This is a genomic window from Pseudomonas sp. TE12508, from assembly GCF_056279485.1.
This window is the reverse complement of sequence record NZ_JBWCCN010000010.1, coordinates 214317-234542: the sequence shown is the minus strand read 5'-3', so window position 1 is coordinate 234542 and position 20226 is coordinate 214317. Positions and strand designations below refer to the sequence as shown.

The following is a 20226-nucleotide window of genomic DNA, read 5'->3' as shown; positions in this document are numbered from 1 at the left end:
CAAATGGCGAAGAAACCCAGGTCAGCCACCTTTATCAAGGACCCGCTCTGGTACAAGGATGCGGTGATCTACCAGGTTCACGTTAAGTCTTTTTTCGACTCCAACAACGACGGGATCGGCGACTTTCCCGGCCTTATCGCCAAACTCGATTACATTGCCGATCTGGGCGTCAACACCATCTGGCTGTTGCCGTTCTACCCCTCGCCACGACGCGACGATGGCTATGACATCGCCGAATACCGTGGCGTACACCCTGACTACGGCACCTTGGCCGATGCCAAGCGCTTCATTGCCGAGGCCCATAAACGCGGGCTGCGGGTGATTACCGAATTGGTCATCAACCACACCTCGGACCAGCACGCGTGGTTCCAGCGCGCGCGCAAGGCCAAGCCCGGTTCGGCGGCTCGCGACTTCTATGTCTGGTCCGATAACGACCAGAAATACGACGGTACCCGCATCATTTTTCTCGACACCGAAAAGTCCAACTGGACCTGGGACCCGGTGGCCGGTCAGTACTTCTGGCACCGTTTCTATTCCCACCAGCCGGACCTGAACTTCGACAACCCGCAAGTCATGAAAGCGGTGCTGTCGGTGATGCGTTACTGGCTCGACATGGGCATCGACGGTCTGCGGCTGGATGCGATCCCGTACCTGATCGAGCGCGACGGCACCAACAACGAAAACCTGCCCGAGACCCACGACGTCCTCAAGCAGATCCGTGCCGAGATCGACGCCAATTACCCCGATCGCATGCTGCTGGCCGAGGCCAATCAGTGGCCGGAAGACACTCAGTTGTACTTTGGCAACACCTCTGCCGACGGCCAGAACGGCGACGAATGCCACATGGCCTTTCACTTCCCGTTGATGCCGCGCATGTACATGGCGCTGGCTCAGGAAGATCGCTTCCCGATCACCGACATTCTGCGCCAGACCCCGGAAATTCCCGCCAACTGCCAGTGGGCGATTTTCCTGCGCAACCACGATGAGCTGACCCTGGAAATGGTCACCGACCGGGAGCGCGATTACCTGTGGAATTACTACGCCGCCGACCGCCGGGCGCGAATCAATCTGGGGATTCGCCGGCGTCTGGCGCCGTTGATGGAACGTGATCGTCGTCGCGTGGAATTGCTCAACAGTTTGCTGCTGTCGATGCCTGGCACGCCGACCCTGTATTACGGCGATGAAATCGGCATGGGCGATAACATCTACCTCGGCGACCGCGACGGTGTGCGCACGCCGATGCAATGGTCGATCGACCGTAATGGCGGTTTCTCCCGCGCCGACCCGGCCAGTCTGGTGTTGCCGCCGATCATGGACCCGCTCTATGGCTACCTGTCGGTCAACGTCGAAACCCAGGCGGGTGACCCTCATTCATTGTTGAACTGGAACCGGCGCCTGCTCGCGGTGCGCAAGCAGTCCAAGGCCTTCGGTCGTGGGACGCTGAAGATGCTTTCGCCGAGCAATCGACGGATCCTGGCGTATACCCGCGAATTCACCGGCCCGGACGGCAAGCACGAGATCATTTTGTGCGTGGCCAACGTGTCCCGCAGCGCACAAGCGGCGGAACTGGACCTGTCGGCGTACGTCGGCATGGTTCCGGTGGAGATGCTCGGCGGCAATGCGTTCCCGCCCATCGGCCAGTTGAATTTCCTGCTGACGCTGGCGCCTTATGGCTTCTATTGGTTCGGGCTGGCGGCGGAAAACCAAATGCCGAGCTGGCACGTGGAACCGGCGCAAAGCCTGCCGGACTTCACCACCCTGGTGCTGAAGAATCGCATGGAAGAGCTGCTCGAAGCGCCGTCCCGCCACACCCTGGAACAGGGCATCCTGCCGAGCTGGTTGCAAAACCGCCGCTGGTACGCCGGCAAGGACGGCATCATCGACAACGTCAACCTCGCTTACGGCGTGCGTTTCGGCGACCCGCAGCATCCGGTGCTGTTGGGTGAAATCGACGTCACCAGCGGCGGTCAGACCAGCCGCTATCAGTTGCCGTTCGGTTTTATTTCCGAGGAACAGGTTGGCGCGGCCTTGCCGCAGCAATTGGCACTGGCCCGAGTCCGGCGCGGGCGTCAGGTCGGTTTGATCACCGATGCCTTCAGCCTCGACAGCTTTGTTCATGCCGTGTTGCAGAGCATGCAGGCCGGCATGGTGTTGCCGTCGGACGGTGGCGAGATCCGTTTCGAGCCGACCGACGAGCTGGCCAAACTCGGGCTTACTGCCGAGTCGGAGGTGCGGTATCTGTCCGCCGAGCAATCCAACAGTTCGGTGGTGATCGGCAGCAGCCTGGTGCTGAAATTGATCCGCAAGGTCGCGTCAGGCGTGCATCCGGAACTGGAAATGAGTGCGTACCTGACCCATGCCGGTTTCCAGAATATTTCGCCGCTGCTGGGCGCGGTGATTCGTCGCAACGCGGCAGGCGAGGACACGTTGCTGATGATCGCCCAAGGCTACTTGAGCAATCAGGGCGATGCGTGGGAGTGGACCCAGAACAACCTCGAACGGGCGCTACGCGATGAACTCGCCGATGCCGTGTCGGAGCAGGAGCAGCATTACAACGCCCTCGGCGAGCTGAAGGATTTTGCCGGCATGCTTGGCCAGCGCCTGGGGGAAATGCATCAGGTGTTGGCGGCCCCGAGCGCTAACCCGGACTTCGCCCCACAAATCACTACCCAGAAAGATGCCCTGGCCTCGGCCAAGGACGTGGCGGCGCAACTGGAACATGCCCTGAAGCTGCTCAAGCAGCATCAAACTGAACTGAACGCCGCGGATCAGGCATTGGTCAGTCGCTTGCTGGACAACAAAAAAGCCATCCTCAGCCATGTTCAGGAGTTGGGTAAGAAAGCGGCTGGTGGCCTGCGCATTCGCGTCCATGGTGACTTGCACCTGGGGCAGGTGCTGGTGATCAAGGGCGATGCCTACCTGATCGATTTCGAGGGCGAGCCGGCGCGGCCGCTGCATGAGCGCCGAGGCAAACACAGCCCTTATAAAGATGTCAGCGGCGTGTTGCGCTCCTTCGATTATGCCGCGGCGATGACGATCAACGTGCATAACGTCGATAACACCGTCGAGGCCCAGGCCGCGCGTCAACGGGTTGCCGATCGTTATCTGAAAGAGGCGCGGCAAGCATTTGTCGACGCTTATCGGCTGGCGGCAGCTAGTCTTGCTCATGCATGGCAAGATCCTGAAGGCGAGGACGCCGCGCTGGCGTTGTTCGGCCTGGAGAAGGCGGCTTATGAAGTGGCCTATGAGGCTGAAAATCGCCCCACCTGGCTGCCCGTGCCGTTGCACGGTCTGTACGGGTTATTGAGTGGGCTCAAACCCTTTTCCGATCTTGGTGGAGAGTAGTCATGAGTATCTCGAACAAGGAACAGGGGCACGTGGAACAGGCGCTGCTGCCCAGGGCACGGGATATCGATGCGTTGGTACGCGCTGAGCATCGGGATCCCTTCGCAATTCTCGGCCCGCACGGCGATGGCGCTGGCGGGCAATTCATTCGAGCCTATCTACCGGACGCCTTGAGCGTGCAGGTGGTGGACAAGGAATCCGGGGAAGAGCTCGGCAGCCTTGAGACTACCCAAACCCCGGGGCTGTTCGTCGGGCACTTCGAGCGGGCCCGACCCTATCAGTTGCGAACCCGTTGGGCCGGTGGCGAGCAACTCGCCGAGGACCCTTACAGCTTTGGCCCGTTACTCGGCGAGATGGATTTGTACCTGTTCGCCGAGGGCAATCACCGGGACTTGAGCAGTTGCCTCGGCGCGCAGCTGAAGACGGTCGATGGCGTGGAGGGTGTGCGCTTCGCCGTGTGGGCGCCGAATGCCAGAAGGGTCTCGGTGGTTGGCGATTTCAACGTCTGGGACGGTCGTCGTCATCCGATGCGTCTGCGCCATCCCACCGGTGTCTGGGAGTTGTTCATTCCGCGCCTGCAAGCGGGGGAAGCCTACAAATACGAAATCCTCGGCGCCCATGGCATTCTGCCGCTCAAGGCCGACCCGATGGCCCTTGCCACCGCTTTGCCACCGGACACTGCATCGAAAGTCGCCGCGCCGTTGAAAATAGAATGGCAGGACCACGACTGGATGCAGTCGCGGGGCGAGCGTCAGCGAACCAGCGCACCGTTGTCGATCTACGAATTGCACGCCGGTTCCTGGCAATGCGAGCTGGATGACCTGGGCGAAGTCGCCCGTCAGTACACCTGGCCCGAGTTGGCCGAGCGGCTGATTCCTTATGTGAAGGAGCTGGGTTTCACCCACATCGAACTGATGCCGATCATGGAGCATCCGTTCGGTGGCTCCTGGGGGTATCAACTGCTGTCGCAATTTGCCCCGAGCGCCCGTTACGGCACGCCGGATGAATTCGCCGCGTTCGTCAATGCCTGTCACCAGGCCGAGATTGGCGTGATCCTCGATTGGGTGCCGGCGCATTTCCCCACCGATACCCACGGCCTGGCACAGTTCGATGGCACGGCGTTGTATGAGTACGGCAACCCGCAGGAAGGTTTTCACCAGGACTGGGACACGCTGATCTACAACCTGGGCCGCACCGAGGTGCACGGTTACATGCTGGCCTCGGCGCTGCACTGGCTCAAGCATTTCCACGTCGATGGCCTGCGCGTGGACGCAGTGGCGTCGATGCTGTATCGCGATTACTCGCGCAAGGCCGGCGAATGGGTGCCCAACCGTCACGGCGGTAGGGAGAATCTGGAGGCCATTGATTTTCTGCGTCATCTCAATGACGTGGTGGCTCTGGAAACCCCGGGCGCGCTGGTGATTGCCGAAGAGTCCACGGCGTGGCCGGGTGTCAGCCAGAGCACGCAACAGGGAGGGCTGGGTTTTGCCTATAAGTGGAACATGGGCTGGATGCACGACTCGCTGCATTACATTCAGCAGGATCCGGTATACCGCGCCCATCATCACAACGAGCTGAGTTTCGGCCTGGTGTATGCCTGGTCCGAACGTTTCATCCTGCCGATTTCTCACGATGAAGTGGTGCATGGCAAGCATTCGCTGATTGACAAGATGCCGGGGGATCGCTGGCAGAAGTTTGCCAATTTGCGGGCTTATCTGAGTTTCATGTGGACGCATCCGGGCAAGAAATTGTTGTTCATGGGCTGCGAATTCGGCCAGTGGCGTGAGTGGAATCACGATCAGCAACTGGACTGGTATTTACTGCAATACCCGGAACACCAGGGGGTGCGCAAACTGGTCGGTGACCTGAATCGGTTGTATCGCGAAGAACCGGCGCTGCACGATCAGGACGATGCCCCGCAAGGCTTCCAGTGGTTGATCGGCGACGATGCGGTCAACAGCGTCTACGCCTGGTTGCGCTGGAGCAAGGAGGGCAGGCCGGTATTGGTGGTGGCCAACTTTACCCCGGTGCCGCGTCAGTCCTACCGTGTCGGCGTTCCGTTTGCCGGGCGTTGGGTCGAGTTGATCAACAGCGACGCCGACACTTACGCCGGGTCCAATTGCGGCAATGGTGGCGGGGTGTTCACCGACGAAGAACCGAGCCATGGCCAGGCCCTCTCACTGGAGTTGAATTTGCCGCCGTTGGGGGTGTTGATTCTGCGACCGGAGGGTTGATCCAAAATCGCGTCCTGATCGTTCCCACGCTCTGCGTGGGAATGCAGCCCGGGACGCTCCGCGTCCCAAGAGCGGACGCAGAGCGTCCATTGAGGCATTCCCACGCGGAGCGTGGGAACGATCATCGGCCAGGCTTCACCACCGCATCCGCACCCCCAAACTGCCAATCAACCCGTTCAAATCATTGTCATCCACATCGCTGCTGTAATCGGCGCTGATGTACAGGCTGACCAAAGGCGTCACTCTGGCTACCAGCCCCAAACCCACATCCACCGTCGAGGATTTGCGGCTGCTGCTGATTTTGTCGACCTGATCCAGACTCACGGTATTACCGGTGTATACCGTGTGCCACACGTTGGTGCGCACATAGGGTTCGACCGGCAGGCCATTGATATCGTAACTGCCTTTCAAGCGTGCACCGACCCGACCGCTCCAGGACGACATATCGCTGGAGGAGCCGTTGCCGGAGCCGGCATAGGGCGTATCCAGCGTAATGCGTTGATTGATTAACTGCGCCTGGGGTTCGATCACCCAGTTATTACCCAGGCCAATCGGGAAACCACCTTCCACCGACAGCGTCACCGCGCTGCCTTCGGTGGCTTGTCGCGCGCCTTGGTCATTGCGACTGTAGCCGTTGACCCGGCCGCCGCTGGCGCTCAAGTCTACGTGCCAGCCTTGCGGTCCGGTCAGGCTCCAGTAGGCGCCGAGACTCTGGCCTTGAAGGTTGAGCGTGTCATGGCCGGGATCGGCGAGGGCGCGACTGGTCAGCAGACCGTTGTCATTGCCCTGGAATTGGGTAGTGCCGCCGATCAGTCCGACCCGCTGGGTATGGCCGCTGTTGCTTTGCACGGTCAGCAGCGCCGGGCCTTTGAATTCGCTGGCGCCGGGGATGGAAGAACCCTGGGCCAGATAGTCGGTTTGGGCCTGCCGTGAGGTCTTTCCATAGACGTGGTCCCAAGCCGAAGGCGCGGCGTCTTCGACCGTCAGGCGTGAGCTTTGTAAGTCTGGATTGACGCGAGAACGACCGGGATACGTGGCGGAGCCAGTGGGCAAGGTAAGGGTCGGCAGTGCCTGGTTATACCAAAGCGTTGGTTCATCCTCGGCAGACGAGGCCCGCACCTCCATGGATGAGCACAGCAGGAGTGAACCTGTGACCGTGCAAAAAGTGATTTTGATCTCTTGTGAGGTGAATGAAGTTTTCATGGGGGTCTACCTTGCAATCGCATGCGTATCTCGCTTTGGCGTCTCTCCTACCCCGAATGAGGGGCGACCGAATGGATTGAGGCAAGGTCAGACCCGCCCGTTTTTACAGGAGTCTGGTGGCTTGCCCCTGATGGATTTCCGGGGGTAGTAAGCACTAGCTAAGAAGACTGCTGGCGCTGCGTCAAGAAAGTGGCCGATAAGCGGTATGGCTATTTTAGGTGTTGTAAGTGACTGATTTTTGGCGCGTATATAAGTTGTTGTTTGTGCGAAAAATCATCCAGAAAGGCGCGGGCCAGACGCGTTGGGTAGGGGGCTATCGGTTGTTTGGTGGATGATCCAGTGCAGGATAAACAAACGGCGTCGGCGCGCCATTGCTGTCATTTTTTCTGTCAGAGTTGGCAGTCCTTGGCGACTGTCATTTGACGGTGTTACAGGCGCACTTCCACCGCCAGCGGCAAATGGTCCGACAGATGCGTCCAGGGTTTGTGGCCAAGTATTCGCGGTTCATGACTGCTGGCGTTACGCAGGTAGATCCGGTCCAGGCGCAGGAGGGGAAAGCGTGCCGGGTAAGTTTTCGCCGGTCGGCCATGATGGCGTTCGAAGGCTTCATGCAGGTAGTCGCGTCGGGCGAGGGCTGCGTTGCCTTGCAACTGCCAGTCGTTGAAATCGCCGGCAATAATCACCGGGGCGTCATCGGGCAACGATTCGAGCAACAGGCAGAGCAACTGCAGTTGCAGTTGTCGATGGCTTTCCAACAGGCTCAGGTGCACGCAAATGGCATGCACTTCGGCATGCCCTGGCACATCCAGTACGCAATGCAACAACCCGCGCCGCTCGGGGCCGGTAATCGAGACGTCGAGGTTGCGAAATTCGCGGATCGGGTATTTCGACAGCAGGGCATTGCCGTGGTGGCCGTCGGGGTAGACCGCGTTGCGACCGTAAGCGAAATCGCTCCACATGCTGTCGGCCAGGAACTCGTATTGCGAGGTCTGTGGCCAGTCGTTGTAGCGGGAAGAATGCCGGTCGTGCTCACCGACCACTTCCTGCAGAAACACCAGGTCTGCCGACGTGCTGCGTACCGCTTCACGCAACTCCGGGAGGATGAAACGCCGGTTGAGGGCAGTGAAGCCTTTATGGGTGTTGACCGTCAGCACTCTGAGTCGATGAACCGCCGCAGGCGTGTTCGGTGGCATAGATTCGACGGCCTGTCGTTCGGCATCGCTGGTCACGTTCACTCCTCTGAATCAGGCTGATGTATGCATGCGACTGGTGCATGGGCGTGCAGTTCAGTTTGAGCGACGCCAATCCAATGTGGGAGCGGGCTTTTGTGGCGAGGGGGCTTGCCCCCGTTCGGCTGCGAAGCAGTCGCAAAGCTTTTGGGGCCGCTTCGCGACCCAACGGGGGCAAGCCCCCTCGCCACAAAAGCCCCCAGCCACAAAAGACATTCCTCGAATGATTCAGACAAACACAATTTCATACGGCAAACGCATGCGCTCCAGCAGTACCCGGGGCACTGACGGGGAGGCGCCGATTATCGGCTCACCGTCGAGTTGGCTGGCGTAGGCGTAGGTGGCATGGCTTTTACGCGCGACGGTCCAGGTGTCGAGGCGTACCTTGCGCGCGCGATGCCAGGGGATCAGCCCATGGTCACGTGTCGGCCAGTGCCAGGCCCAAACCGGTATTTCGTTGAGCGTCGCACCGACCAGCGCTGCGGCCCTGGCGCTGGCGCAGCCGACGGCGTCGTGGTCCAGGTGGCCGTCTTCGCGCCAGGTGGTGAACACCACATCGCCGGGGCGCAGGTAGCGGACGATGAATTGGGTCAGTTCAGACTCCCGTTCGGCCAGCCCGCTGTCGGTGAAGCCGGCGCGAATCCACTTCAGGCTGTGCATCGGCACTCCGAGCCGGCGCAAGGCTTCGACGCTTTCCTGGGGGCGGAATACGCTCAGGCGTTTCTGTGACCACTGTCGCGAACCAAAATGACTGTAGCTACCGTCGGTGATCGAGATCAATTGCAGAGGATGACCAAGGGCGCACAGCTGTTGCAGGAGGCCGCCGCAGGTCACCACTTCATCGCCAGGATGCGGCGCGATCACCACTGCGCGAGCGCCGGCCGGGACCAGGGTTTCGGTATCGATGACAGGGATGTTGTCCAGTTGCTGGGCGCTGTTCCAGATCTGCGCGGGCAGACCACTTTCGCTGATGGAAACCGTTTTCATAGGCGCTACGTCCTTGTTCTGTCTGGCCCTCAGTCGTGCGCAATGCTTGCGAGGGCGCAAGCCTGGCAGACCCGTGAAGGCGGGGTAAATAGCAATTGCAGCGCTCCGAACCCTGGATTGCCGCGGGCAGAGTATTGCTCATGGATCGCTATTCGTCGCCTCAGTCTTTGGTCTGATGCGGTTTTTTTAACCCAGGCTGTGTCAGGCTTCGCAAATAATCAGCGAAACCGTCCCTACGGATTTCATTACGGCTTGCCCCCGAGAGCCCCGTTCACTCTTCTTCTTCGCGCTGCAATTCGAACAGCAGCAGCGAGCGACCGGTGACCGAATATTGGTGACCGAACTCGAAGCGTTCCTGGCCCCGAATCGACGGTTGATTGGTGTCGATCATGCAGGTCCAGAAACCGCCGTCAGGCACTTCCGGGAGCAGGAAGTTGACGATGTCATGGTGGGCGTTAACCACCAGCAGCAGGGTCGCGTCGGCGCCCTTGCGGCGAATGCCGGTTTCCTGGGCGCGGCCATCGAGCAACATACCCAGGCAACGACCGTGGCCTTCTTCCCATTGTTCGATGGACATTTCGCTGCCGTCCGGGGCCAGCCAGGTCACGTCCTTGACGCCGATGTCTTCGTTGTAGTTGCCCACCAGGAAGCGCCCGCGACGCAGAATCGGATAGGTCAGGCGCAATTTGATCAGGCGTTTGACGAACTTGAGCAGAGCCTTGCCGTCTTCGCTCAGGTCCCAATTGACCCAACCGATCTCGCTGTCCTGACAGTAAGCATTGTTGTTGCCTTCCTGGGTGCGGGCGAATTCGTCGCCAGCCACCAGCATCGGCGTGCCCTGGGACAGCAGCAACGTGGCGAAGAAGTTGCGCATTTGCCGCTGGCGCAGCTCATTGATCTCGGGATCGTCGGTGGGGCCTTCGACACCGTGGTTCCAGGACAGGTTGTTGTTGCTGCCGTCCTGATTATTCTCGTCGTTGGCTTCGTTGTGTTTGTCGTTGTACGACACCAGGTCGTTGAGGGTGAAACCGTCGTGGGCGGTGACGAAGTTAAGCGACGCATACGGCCGGCGCCCACGCTGGTTGAACATCTCACCGGAGGCGGTCATGCGGCTGGCGAAGTCGGCGAGTTGGCCGTCGTCGCCTTTCCAGAACGCACGCACGGTGTCGCGGAATTTGTCGTTCCATTCGACCCAGCCCGGCGGGAAATTCCCGACCTGATAGCCGCCGGGGCCGCAATCCCAGGCTTCTGCGATCATCTTCACCTGGCGCAGCACCGGGTCCTGGCGGCAGGCCACGAGAAAGCTGTGACGCTCGTCGAAACCGTCGTGATAACGGCCAAGAATGGTCGCCAGGTCGAAACGGAAGCCGTCCACGTGCATTTCCGTGGCCCAGTAACGCAGGGAGTCGGTGACCATTTGCAGCACGCACGGGTGACTCAGGTCCAGGGTGTTGCCGGTCCCGGAATCGTTGATGTAGTAGCGCTTGTCGTCGGGCATCAAGCGGTAGTAAGAGGCGTTGTCGATGCCGCGCATCGACAGGGTCGGGCCTTGTTCGTTGCCCTCGGCGGTGTGGTTGTAGACCACGTCGAGGATCACTTCCAGATTGGCCTCGTGCAGGTGCGCGACCATCTCCTTGAACTCGGCGATCTTGCCGCTGGCCAGGTAGCGCGGGTCCGGGGCAAAGAATGCAATGCTGTTGTAACCCCAGTAGTTGGTCATGCCTTTGTGCAGCAGATGCTGGTCATTGACGAAGGCATGAATCGGCAGCAATTCGACGGTCGATACACCGAGCTTGCGGATGTGTTCGAGCACGTCATCGACCATCAACCCGGCGAAGGTGCCACGCAGGTTCTCGGGGACGGAGGGGTGACGCATGCTGAAACCGCGTACGTGTGTTTCATAAATGATCGTTTTGTCCCACGGCACGCTGACGCGATGGTCATGACCCCAGGTGTGAGCCGGGTCGATCACTTTGCATTTGGGCACGAAGGGCGCGCTGTCCCGTTCATCGAAACTGAGGTCGGCGTCAGGGTGGCCGATGGTGTAGCCGAACAACGCTTCAGACCATTTCAATCGACCGACCAATTGCTTGGCGTAGGGATCGATCAGCAGCTTGTTGGGGTTGAAACGATGACCATTGGCCGGGTCGTAAGGACCGTACACGCGATAGCCGTAGATCAACCCCGGGTGGGCGTCAGGCAAGTAGCCGTGGTAGATCTCGTCGGTGTATTCCGGTAACTCGATACGCTCGAGTTCCACCTCGCCGGAATCGTCGAAGATGCACAGTTCGACCTTGGTCGCGTTAGCTGAAAACAGCGCGAAATTGACCCCCAGGCCATCCCAGGTCGCGCCTAGCGGGAAGGGCAAGCCTTCACGGATTCGCGAAGCCTCGGCACGAGGTTCGGGCGCGGTTTTCTTTGGACTGCTCATAGTTGCTCCTGCATGGGGTGACGGTACTCGGCTGCGATGAACCGTGGCTCTGGTTTTTTTCGAGGGCGAGCGCGCCCTCGGTGGCGAGAGAGACGCCACAAATCAAGCGAGGCAAGGCGATAAACGCGTCAGGTCGTTGGCGGTTTGCGCGCAGCGCGTGGCTTTTTCTCGACGTTTTTTTCGCCAAGCGGGGTCACTGTCGAAGCAGAGGGTTTGGCTTTGGCTTTGGCCTTGGTTTTGGGTTCGACGCCTTTGGCATTGAGCTTGCCGTCGGGCTTGCCGACCGCGGACTTGGCACCGATGCTTTTGCTGCCAGCTTTCGATGACTTGCCGGGCGCCAGCGCTTTGGCTTGGGCTTCAGCGTCGGCCAGTTTGCAGGCCATCTCCCAATGGCGTTTTTCCTGGCCCGTGGGTTTTCCTTCGGATTCCCAGATTTGATAGGCAAATTCGCGGATGCGTTTATCGTCGGTACTCATCGCAATGCTCCTGAACTGAACTCAAGCTTGGGTCGTTTGGATAAAGAGATTGACCGGGAAATTCCCCAGCGCGGTGCTGACCAACAGTTCCCTGTGTTTTGTGACTATGACGCTTGTAAAAAGTCCCTTCAGATTTTCTTCAGGGGCGGCGAACGGCAACTTGACCCGTGTATCGCCCCAGAGCGGCGCATCAATCTGTGGTTCGGCACTGTTTTCCAGCAGTTCGGCACAGCGGATCGGTACTACCACGATAGCCCGTTTTCCCTGCCATTCACGAGCAAACGCCAGTACCCGGTGAGCCTGGCTGCCAAGGACTTCAAGGGCTTGATAAGTCCCTTTTTGAAACAGCCCTGCATGCTCGGCACGCCGGTGTAACGTCTGGGCGATCAGGGTTTGTTTGATGCGCCCGTCACGCCAGTTCACCAACAGATCGGGCAGGTCCAACCGTAGGTTCATGGCCTGCTGACGGCTGGCGTAATCCACCGGCCGACGGTTGTCCGGATCGACCAGTGTGAAGTCCCAGAACTCGTTGCCCTGATAGAGGTCCGGTACCCCCGGCACAGTCATTCGCAGCAAGGTTTGCGCCAAGCCATTCAATGCACCCGGTGCGGCGATGCTCTGCGCCGCCGCACCGATGGCCGTGCGCAGTGGCTGGCCTTCGGGGCTGAGCAGCAAGCGTTCGAGAAACCCATGGGTCGCCTGTTCATACCCCTCGTTTGGCGCACTCCAGCTGCTTTGCAACTTGGCTTCGCGCAGGGCTTTCTGTTGCCACTGCCAGAGGCGTTTGGCGTAGTCCTCGAGCGCCACTTGATCGTTGCTGTGCAGCTCCAGCGGCCAACTGCCGAGGATCGCTTGATAAAGAATCAGCTCGTCACCCGCCGAAGGCGCGCCGGGTTCAATGCGCAACTCATCGGCCAGGGTTCGCCAGTGTTCGACCTGTTCGGCATACCAGGCGCTGCGTTCGCTCAACACCGCCAGCCGCGCGCGGGTGTCTTCGCCGCGTTTGTGGTCGTGGGTCGCGGTGGCCAGCAGGTTGTCGGGGAACTCGGCGAGGCGATTGACGCAGGCAGCATGGAAGTCAGCTACCGGAGCGCTGAATTGCTCGGTGTTGTAGCCGACATCGTTGCGCGACAGCAGCACCGCCGAGCGATAAAGCGCGGTGTCTTCCACTGCCTTGGCCGCCGCCGGTGAGGTCAGTTGCTGGAAGCGCACGCAGGCATGCTTGAGCAGTTTGCGTGGGCGGCCCACCGGGTGTTTGCGCCAGGGTTGACCGCCGAGCCAACCGGACAGGCAATCGAGCACGGGCCAGTCGGCCTCGCCGAGGGTTTGCCTTGCACCGTCCATGGCCTGCTGGAAAAACACCTCGTCCTGGGCGCAGTTTCGGCCCAGCGGGCTGATGTAAGTGCGATACACCGGGAAGTGCACGATCAGTTCCTGCAAGGCCCGACGAATCGCGCCGAGGGTCAGGTCCCGGGTCATCAGATCGTCCCGGGCCACTTGCAACAGAGCGTGGGCGACACTTTCGAAATCCCCGGCGAGGGAGCCGTTGAGAATCTGCTGGCGCGCCAGTTGCGCTTCCTGACGAAAATCGGCGGGCCGTTCGCTGTGCCGGCTCCAGAGTTCACCCAGGGTCTGGGCGCCTTCGGGGTCGTGTTGCAGCAATGACAACTGGTTCATGAATTCGTAACCGGTGCTGCCATCGACGGACCAGTCGCGGTGCAAGGTTTCACCTTCGCCGAGGATCTTCTCGACGTAGATCGGCAGGTGCCTGCCCGGTGCCAGGCTATCGACTCGACGGCGCAATTTGCGGCAGTAACCACGCGGGTCGGCGAGGCCATCGATGTGATCGATGCGCAGCCCGTCGACAAGACCCTCGGCCACCAGCTCGAAGATTTTTGCATGGGTCGCCTCGAACACCGCCGGACGTTCGACGCGCAGGCCGCCCAGTTCATTGATGTCGAAAAAGCGCCGCCAGTTGATGTCGTCCGCCGCGGTGCGCCAACTGGCCAGGCGATAACTCTGGCGCTCCAGCAGGTTATGCAGGCGCTGGAAACCTTCGGGGGTGAGCGAGTCGTACGTGCCGAGCGTGTGCTGGATGGCGTGAAGAATCGCCGGATCGCTGGCGAGTTCATGCAGCTCGGTTTTCAGCGCAATTGCCAGGCTGTGCGCGTCGGTCTGGTAACTCAAGGTACTGAAGCGGTCTGCCAGGGATTTGAGCTGCTCGACCTGCTCGGCATTCAATTGATCATCGGCTTTGAGCAATTCGCCGTAGTTGGCGGGGCAAATCGGGAAGTGATGTTCGTAGTGCTCGACATAAAAAGCGCCGCGCCGGGCATCGAAACGCAAGGGAAGGGTGCCGTCCTGCAAGGCGATGCCGTAATCGCTGCCCAAAAAAGGCAGCAGCAATTGGCCCTCCATCAACGGGTCGGGCGAGTGCCATTGAATGTCGAAGAACTCGCCGTAAGGGCTCAGTCGCCCCCATTCGAGCAAGTCGAGCCACCAAGGGTTGTCGCCACCGCCGACGGCCATGTGATTGGAGACAATGTCGAGGATCAGCCCCATGTTCTGTTCGCGCAATGCAGCGACTAAACGGCGCAATGCAGCTTCGCCACCCAGTTCAGGGTTGACCGTGGTCGGGTCCACCACGTCGTAGCCATGCATGGACCCTGCGCGGGCGGCGAGCAGCGGCGAGGCATAGACGTGGCTGATGCCCAGGCTGGCGAAGTACGGCACCAGCGGCACCGCCTGATCCAGAGTGAAACTTTTATGAAATTGCAGCCGCAGAGTCGCCCGCAGCGGTTGGTTGAACAGTTGATTCATTGGTCACGCTCGGCCGCCTGAAGTCGCGCACAGGCGAGCAGTTCCAGGCGCCGGGCGGCGTCCGGATCATCGAGCAGGGCTTCGCTGTCGCCGGGCAGCCTGCGGGACCAGTTGGGATGGGTGTCGGTGGTGCCGGGCAGGTTGGCCTGCTGTTCGATACCCAAGGCATCTTCCATTGGCAACAGTACCAGCGGCGCGCGGGTATGGCCGAGGAAGCGGATCGCGGCGTCGAGCACCTGATCGGTTTCGTGGGACTCTTCGCGGAAATTCTGCGGGTCCTGGCTCAGCACCCGGCGCAAACCTTCGCGCTCGCGTTCACGGTGTTGGCGCCATTCGATTTCCCCTGGGGCGTCGACCAGATTCAAGCGCGCGCTCCAATCGATATCGCGGCCATGCCACCAGCCATTGAGCGTCGGCAGGTCGTGGGTGCTGGTGGTTGCCAGGGCGTTGTCCGGCCATTCGAGAATCGACTTGAAGTGAGTGTTGTCCTGTTCGAACAGCAGCACGCGCATGCCGAGAATCGAGCGCGCGATGAGTTTCTCGCGCAGCCCCTCGGGCACGGTGCCGAGGTCTTCGCCGAGGACGATGGCCTGATGTCGATGGGATTCGAGGGTCAGCAAGCGCAGCAGGTCGTCCACCGGGTAATAGAGGTAGGCACCGTCGCGGGGTTGTGCGTCGTTGGGGATCACCCACAGTCGTTGCAGCCCCATGACGTGATCGATACGCAGGCCGCCGGCATGGGCGAAGTTGGCCCGCAGCATTTCGATGAACGCGCGAAAGCCGTTGCGCACCAGGCCTTCGGGGGAGAACGCGGAAATACCCCAGCCCTGGCCGGAACGGTTGAGGATGTCCGGTGGCGCACCCACGGTCAGCGAGGTGAGCAATTCGTCCTGACGACTCCAGGCCTGGCTGCCGCCGCCGTCGGCGCCCACCGCCAGGTCGGCAATCAGGCCGATGCCCATGCCGGCACCGCGGGCGGCGGCTTGGGCGCGTTCCAGGCTGCGCGCGATCAGCCATTGGCAAAACGCGTAGTAGCCGATGCGGGTCGAGTTTTCTTCGGCAAAATGCGCCAGGGCGGTGCTGCGCGGGTCACGCCATTGTTCGGGCCACTCGCGCCAGTCGAGGCTTTCACCGCGCCTCGCACGGGCTTCCTGGATGGCTTCGAAGCGGCAATGATTTTCCAGCGCTTCGCCACCGGCATGGCGGAAGCTGCTGAAATCCGGGTGCAAGGGGTGTTCGCCGTGGGTGAATCCTTCATACAAGGCTTCAAGCAAGCGATGCTTGGCTTCGGCGGCGGTGGGCCAGTCGATCAGCGGCAGTGCTTCAAGGTGCTTGAGCTCAGCGGCAAGGCCGGTGGCGTCGATCGCGGTGCGCAGGGCACGCTCACCGAGAATCGCACCGGGCGCCGCGTACAGGCTATTGAGGAACAAGCGGCTGGAGGGCGAGTAAGGGCTGTAACGCTGGGTGTCGCCGCTGAACATCGCATGCAGCGGGCTGATCGCCAACGCTTCGGCGCCTCGTTCCCCGGCCACCCGGGCCAGATCTTCGAGGGCCTGGGTATCGCCGAAACCGCCATCGCCGGGACGGCGCAGCGAGTACAGCTGCACGCTCAGGCCCCAGGCGCGGGGGTTTTTACTATCAACCGCGTCGCCGACGCTGTAGCAGCGCTGGGGTGCCACCGCCAGGGTGAAGGATTGATCATCGATGCTGACGTGCTGATAACCCACCGGCACCAGCCCGGGCAACACAGCGTTGTCATCGAGCTTCAAGTTGATCCGTGAGCCGTCTTCGAGATGGATTTCACACGGGGTTTGCGGTTCGAAGTAGTGGGCCAGGTCCAGGCCGACGCCCACATCGCAGGTCAACAGCGGTGGCAGGTGCCGGGTTTGTTGCACTTCCTGCAATTGCAGCAGGCTGGCGTCGATCTCCTGGGCAGTGTTGGCGGGATGGCCAAGCCCGCTGAGCACCGAGCGCAACACCGCCGGGGTGACTTTCTGTGGACGGCCATTGGCATCGATCCAGTCGACGGCCAGGCCTGCTCGGCTGGCCAGTATTTCCAGTTGCGCATTGCTCATGGGCGCTCTCCATCCGGGGGTAGCAAAGGGGCTGCGGCCGTGAGGCTGACTAGCGCGCAATACGGGGCAAGTGTGCCCTGATTCAACAGACCGGCCGATTGTGGCGGGTGTTCGAACAGCAATGTCGCGTCGGCCTGTGGGGTGTGGACCACGGGCGCATCGCTGAGGTTCAGGTCAATGCGCAACTGACTGCCATCGCCCAACCGCCAGCGCGCCGACACCGCGCCCGCGGCCAGTACCTGCGCACCCAGCGCCTGGGCGCCGGGCAGGTGCGGGATGATGTGTTGATGGCGGATCTTCAGCAGTTGGCGATACAGCTCATAAACCGGCGATTGGCGGCTGGCGCTCAGTTTCGGCCGTGAAGCTTCGAAGGTCTGCGTCGCGTTCGGGTCGGGAATCTGCTCGCGTTTGTGCGGATCGGCAAAGGCGCTGAACGCCGCGAATTCATTGCGTCGTCCTTCGCGCACCAACTCCGCCAGTTCACCGTGGTGGCTGGTGAAAAACAGGAATGGTTGCTCGGCGGCGAATTCGTCGCCCATGAACATCAGCGGGATCATCGGCGACAACAGCAGCAACGCGGTGGCGGCGTAAAGGGCATCAGGATGGGCCAACTGATGCAGACGCTCGCCAAAGGCGCGATTGCCGATCTGGTCGTGGTTCTGCAGGAACAGCACGAAGGCCGTGGGCGGCAAGTGACCGCTCGGCTCACCGCGCGCCGTACCGTGGCGGGTGATGTGGCCCTGAAACACGAAGCCCTGGCTCAGGCAACGGGCGAGCTGTTCGGTGGGCTGCCGGGCATAGTCGGCGTAATAGGCATCGGTTTCACCCGTGAGCAGAACGTGCAGGGCGTTATGGCCGTCATCGTTCCACTGAGCGTCGAAACCTTGCTCCAGCAGGCTGGCCTGGTTGTGTTCGTTTTCCGCCATGAGCCACACGTGTCGCGCCGGATCGGTTTGCCGCCGCACCCGTTGCGCCAGCTCCTGAAGGAAGTCCGGGTCTTCGATGGCATGCACCGCGTCCAGACGCAGGCCGTCGAAGCGGTACTCCAACAACCACATCAGCGCGTTGTCGATAAAGAAGTCGCGCACCTCGCGCCGCCGGAAGTCGATCGCCGCGCCCCACGGGGTGTGTTTGTCTTCGCGGAAAAAGCCTTCTGCGTAGCGATGCAGGTAATTGCCGTCGGGGCCGAAATGGTTGTAGACCACATCGAGAATCACCGCCAAACCATGGCCGTGGGCCGTGTCGATCAGGTGTTTGAGTTGTTCGGGCGAGCCGTAGGAGGCTTGAGGCGCATAAAGCAAAACCCCGTCATAGCCCCAGTTACGTTCGCCGGGGAACTGCGCCAGCGGCATCAGTTCGATGGCGGTAATCCCCAACTCAACCAGGTGCGCCAGGTGTTGTTCGACCTCGCTGAAGCCGCCGAGTGCGCCGACGTGCAATTCGTAGATCACCGCCTCATTCCACGGTCGACCTTGCCAGGCGCTGTGTTGCCATCGATAGGCGAGGGGATCGACCACCACGCTGTGGCTGTCGATATCGCCCGCCTGGGCGCGGGACGCCGGGTCCGGCACCGTAAGCTCGCCATCGATGTTGTAGCGGTAGCGGGTACCCGCGGGGCAGCGGGTCTTGATCACAAACCAGCCATCGGCCTGAGGCAGCAGTGGCAGGGATTGTCCATCTTCCAGTTCGAGACTGACAAAAAACGCATCTGGCGCCCACAAGGCAAAACGCGTGTGTTCTGCGTCCAGCATGATTGCGCCGTGGGGCCAGGTCTCAAGGGTCCGTAACGGCATCGTTGAAAGCCTCTTACTGTTTGCCCGATTTTCCCAGCGCTTTAGCCACCAGTTGTTCGTAGAGTTCGGCGTAGGGTTCGACTGCCTTGCACCAGTTGAACGGCGCCGCCATGGCTCGGCAACGCATCGCGTTGAGCAGGCCGGGGAAGGCGAACACCTTGAACGCGCGGCTCAAGGCTTCGCGATAACTTTCCACCGTGGATTCGTCGAAGAGGAAACCGGTCACGCCGTTTTCAATGGTGTCGGCCAGGCCGCCGGTATTGCGGGCCACCGGCAATGAGCCGAAGCGCTGGGCGTACATCTGGCTCAGGCCGCAGGGTTCATAACGCGAAGGCATCAGCAGGAAATCGCTGCCGGCGAACATCCGGCGGGCGTCGGTTTCATTGAAGCCGATGTGCACGCCGACTTGCCCGGGGAAGCGCAGCGCCAGTTCACGCATGGCTTGTTCTTCTTCCGGTTCGCCACGGCCGATGATCGCGATCTGCCCGCCGTTGGCGACAATGTATTCAGCCACTGCTTCGGTCAGGTCCAGGCCTTTCTGGTAGACCAGCCGCGAGACCACGGCGAACAGCGGACCTTCGGAGTCGTCGAGGTCGAACAGCCGGCGAACATGCGCGGCGTTGACTGCTTTGCCGTCCCAGTCGCCGATGCCGAACGGGTGGAACAGGTGCGGATCGGTCGCTGCATCCCAGCTTTCATCGATGCCATTGGGAATCCCGCTGAGCAAGCCTTGCTGGGTCTTGGCGGCGAGAAAACCGTCGAGACCGCAGCCAAAGGCCGGCGTGGTGATTTCCTGGGCATAGGTCGCGCTGACGGTGGTGATGTGGCTCGAGTAGGCCATACCGGCCTTGAGGAACGACATCTTGCCGTAAAACTCCATGCCTTCCTGTTGCAAGGCATGCATGGGGATACCGAGTTCCGGGCACGAACCGAGGCTGGTGACACCTTGGTACGCCAGGTTGTGAATGGTGAAAAGGGTCGGGGTGCGTTGGCCACGCCAGTGCATATAGGCCGGCGCCAGGCCCGCGGGCCAGTCGTGGGCGTGCACCAGGTCCGGGCACCAGTGAATTTGGGCGAGGTTGGCGGCGATATCGGCTGCTGCGAGGCCCAGTCGGGCGAAACGAATGTGGTTGTCCGGCCAGTCGCGGCCGTTGTTGGCGCCGTAAGGTGAACCTTCGCGCTCGTACAATTCAGGGCAGATCAACACGTAAATGACCAGGCCATCGGGCATGTCCATGCGCCCGATCTTGCAGGGCGGCAACGCTGCGTGCCCGCCCAGTTCACCGATGATATGAATCGGGTTTTCGCTGTTCATCACTTGCGGATAACCGGGGATCAGCACACGCACATCGTGCAGATGCGCCATCGCCCGGGGCAGTGCGGCGGAAACGTCGCCAAGACCTCCGGTCTTTACCAGGTCGGCAATCTCCGAGGTGACGAACAGGACTCTCTTCTTGTTGGGATTCTGACTGACTACCGGTGCCAGTGTCTTGGGGACCGGCGCTTTGACCGATTTGGCATTGAGGACACCGACGGTGCTCGTTTCCCCGACCTGCTGATGAGCACGTTCTCCCTGGATATCTAAAGCCGCACTGATCATATGAATCTCCCGTGTTGTTGATCTAATTCTAGG

General features: G+C 61.0%; 11 protein-coding genes. 2 read left to right on the top strand and 9 right to left on the bottom strand.

Going from position 1 to position 20226, the window contains the following annotated elements; all coding sequences use genetic code 11:
• The first annotated feature begins 3 nt into the window (after positions 1 to 3).
• Both treS and glgB read left to right on the top strand, forming a co-directional pair.
• On the top strand, positions 4 to 3345 hold the full coding sequence (treS, locus tag ACZ9IM_RS16090) for a maltose alpha-D-glucosyltransferase (RefSeq protein WP_476224447.1): 3342 nt from the start codon (positions 4 to 6) through the stop codon (positions 3343 to 3345).
• Between the two features lie 2 nt (positions 3346 to 3347).
• Complete coding sequence (gene glgB / locus ACZ9IM_RS16085; protein WP_476224446.1) at positions 3348 to 5579, top strand: 1,4-alpha-glucan branching protein GlgB; 2232 nt, start codon at positions 3348 to 3350, stop codon at positions 5577 to 5579.
• A 135-nt stretch (positions 5580 to 5714) separates the two neighbouring features.
• Here glgB and ACZ9IM_RS16080 read toward each other — a convergent pair whose 3' ends face one another.
• The 9 genes from ACZ9IM_RS16080 to glgA all read right to left on the bottom strand — a co-directional run bounded on the left by ACZ9IM_RS16080 (position 5715) and on the right by glgA (position 20193).
• A complete protein-coding gene (locus tag ACZ9IM_RS16080; RefSeq protein ID WP_427627857.1) occupies positions 5715 to 6782 on the bottom strand; it encodes an autotransporter domain-containing protein in 1068 nt (355 codons plus the stop codon).
• A 428-nt stretch (positions 6783 to 7210) separates the two neighbouring features.
• Positions 7211 to 8011 (bottom strand): endonuclease/exonuclease/phosphatase family protein, encoded by an 801-nt coding sequence (locus ACZ9IM_RS16075; protein ID WP_192342896.1) that lies wholly within the window; start codon positions 8009 to 8011, stop codon positions 7211 to 7213.
• 228 nt (positions 8012 to 8239) lie between these two features.
• Positions 8240 to 8998 carry a PIG-L deacetylase family protein gene (locus ACZ9IM_RS16070; RefSeq protein WP_427626178.1) on the bottom strand — a complete coding sequence of 253 codons (759 nt, stop codon included), beginning with the start codon at positions 8996 to 8998 and terminating at the stop codon, positions 8240 to 8242.
• A 271-nt stretch (positions 8999 to 9269) separates the two neighbouring features.
• Positions 9270 to 11429: a glycogen debranching protein GlgX gene (glgX, locus tag ACZ9IM_RS16065; protein ID WP_476224445.1), complete on the bottom strand. Its 2160-nt coding sequence runs from the start codon at positions 11427 to 11429 to the stop codon at positions 9270 to 9272.
• 128 nt (positions 11430 to 11557) lie between these two features.
• Positions 11558 to 11905 carry a DUF2934 domain-containing protein gene (locus ACZ9IM_RS16060; protein ID WP_008069174.1) on the bottom strand — a complete coding sequence of 116 codons (348 nt, stop codon included), beginning with the start codon at positions 11903 to 11905 and terminating at the stop codon, positions 11558 to 11560.
• Positions 11906 to 11926: 21 nt separating this feature from the next.
• Entirely contained in the window at positions 11927 to 14725 is a 2799-nt protein-coding gene (locus ACZ9IM_RS16055) for a malto-oligosyltrehalose synthase (RefSeq protein ID WP_476224444.1), read from the bottom strand.
• Positions 14722 to 16800, bottom strand: a complete 2079-nt coding sequence (gene malQ, locus ACZ9IM_RS16050; RefSeq protein WP_476224443.1) for a 4-alpha-glucanotransferase — start codon at positions 16798 to 16800, stop codon at positions 14722 to 14724. Before malQ ends, ACZ9IM_RS16055 begins: the two co-directional genes overlap by 4 nt.
• The gene (gene treZ / locus ACZ9IM_RS16045; protein WP_476224442.1) at positions 16797 to 18593 is read right to left on the bottom strand and encodes a malto-oligosyltrehalose trehalohydrolase; all 1797 of its coding nucleotides are present in this window, start codon (positions 18591 to 18593) and stop codon (positions 16797 to 16799) included. The genes malQ and treZ overlap by 4 nt, the downstream gene beginning before the upstream one ends.
• 13 nt (positions 18594 to 18606) lie before the next feature.
• Positions 18607 to 20193, bottom strand: a complete 1587-nt coding sequence (glgA, locus tag ACZ9IM_RS16040; RefSeq protein ID WP_476224441.1) for a glycogen synthase GlgA — start codon at positions 20191 to 20193, stop codon at positions 18607 to 18609.
• Positions 20194 to 20226 lie beyond the last annotated feature (33 nt).

Excerpts from the sequence above, each read along its gene's own strand:
- treS (WP_476224447.1), top strand. The coding sequence starts at position 4 with ATGGCGAAGAAACCCAGGTCAGCCACCTTTATCAAGGACCCGCTCTGG.
- glgB (WP_476224446.1), top strand. The coding sequence starts at position 3,348 with ATGAGTATCTCGAACAAGGAACAGGGGCACGTGGAACAGGCGCTGCTG.
- ACZ9IM_RS16080 (WP_427627857.1), bottom strand. The coding sequence starts at position 6,782 with ATGAAAACTTCATTCACCTCACAAGAGATCAAAATCACTTTTTGCACG.
- ACZ9IM_RS16070 (WP_427626178.1), bottom strand. The coding sequence starts at position 8,998 with ATGAAAACGGTTTCCATCAGCGAAAGTGGTCTGCCCGCGCAGATCTGG.
- glgX (WP_476224445.1), bottom strand. The coding sequence starts at position 11,429 with ATGAGCAGTCCAAAGAAAACCGCGCCCGAACCTCGTGCCGAGGCTTCG.
- ACZ9IM_RS16060 (WP_008069174.1), bottom strand. The coding sequence starts at position 11,905 with ATGAGTACCGACGATAAACGCATCCGCGAATTTGCCTATCAAATCTGG.
- ACZ9IM_RS16055 (WP_476224444.1), bottom strand. The coding sequence starts at position 14,725 with ATGAATCAACTGTTCAACCAACCGCTGCGGGCGACTCTGCGGCTGCAA.
- malQ (WP_476224443.1), bottom strand. The coding sequence starts at position 16,800 with ATGAGCAATGCGCAACTGGAAATACTGGCCAGCCGAGCAGGCCTGGCC.
- treZ (WP_476224442.1), bottom strand. The coding sequence starts at position 18,593 with ATGCCGTTACGGACCCTTGAGACCTGGCCCCACGGCGCAATCATGCTG.
- glgA (WP_476224441.1), bottom strand. The coding sequence starts at position 20,193 with ATGATCAGTGCGGCTTTAGATATCCAGGGAGAACGTGCTCATCAGCAG.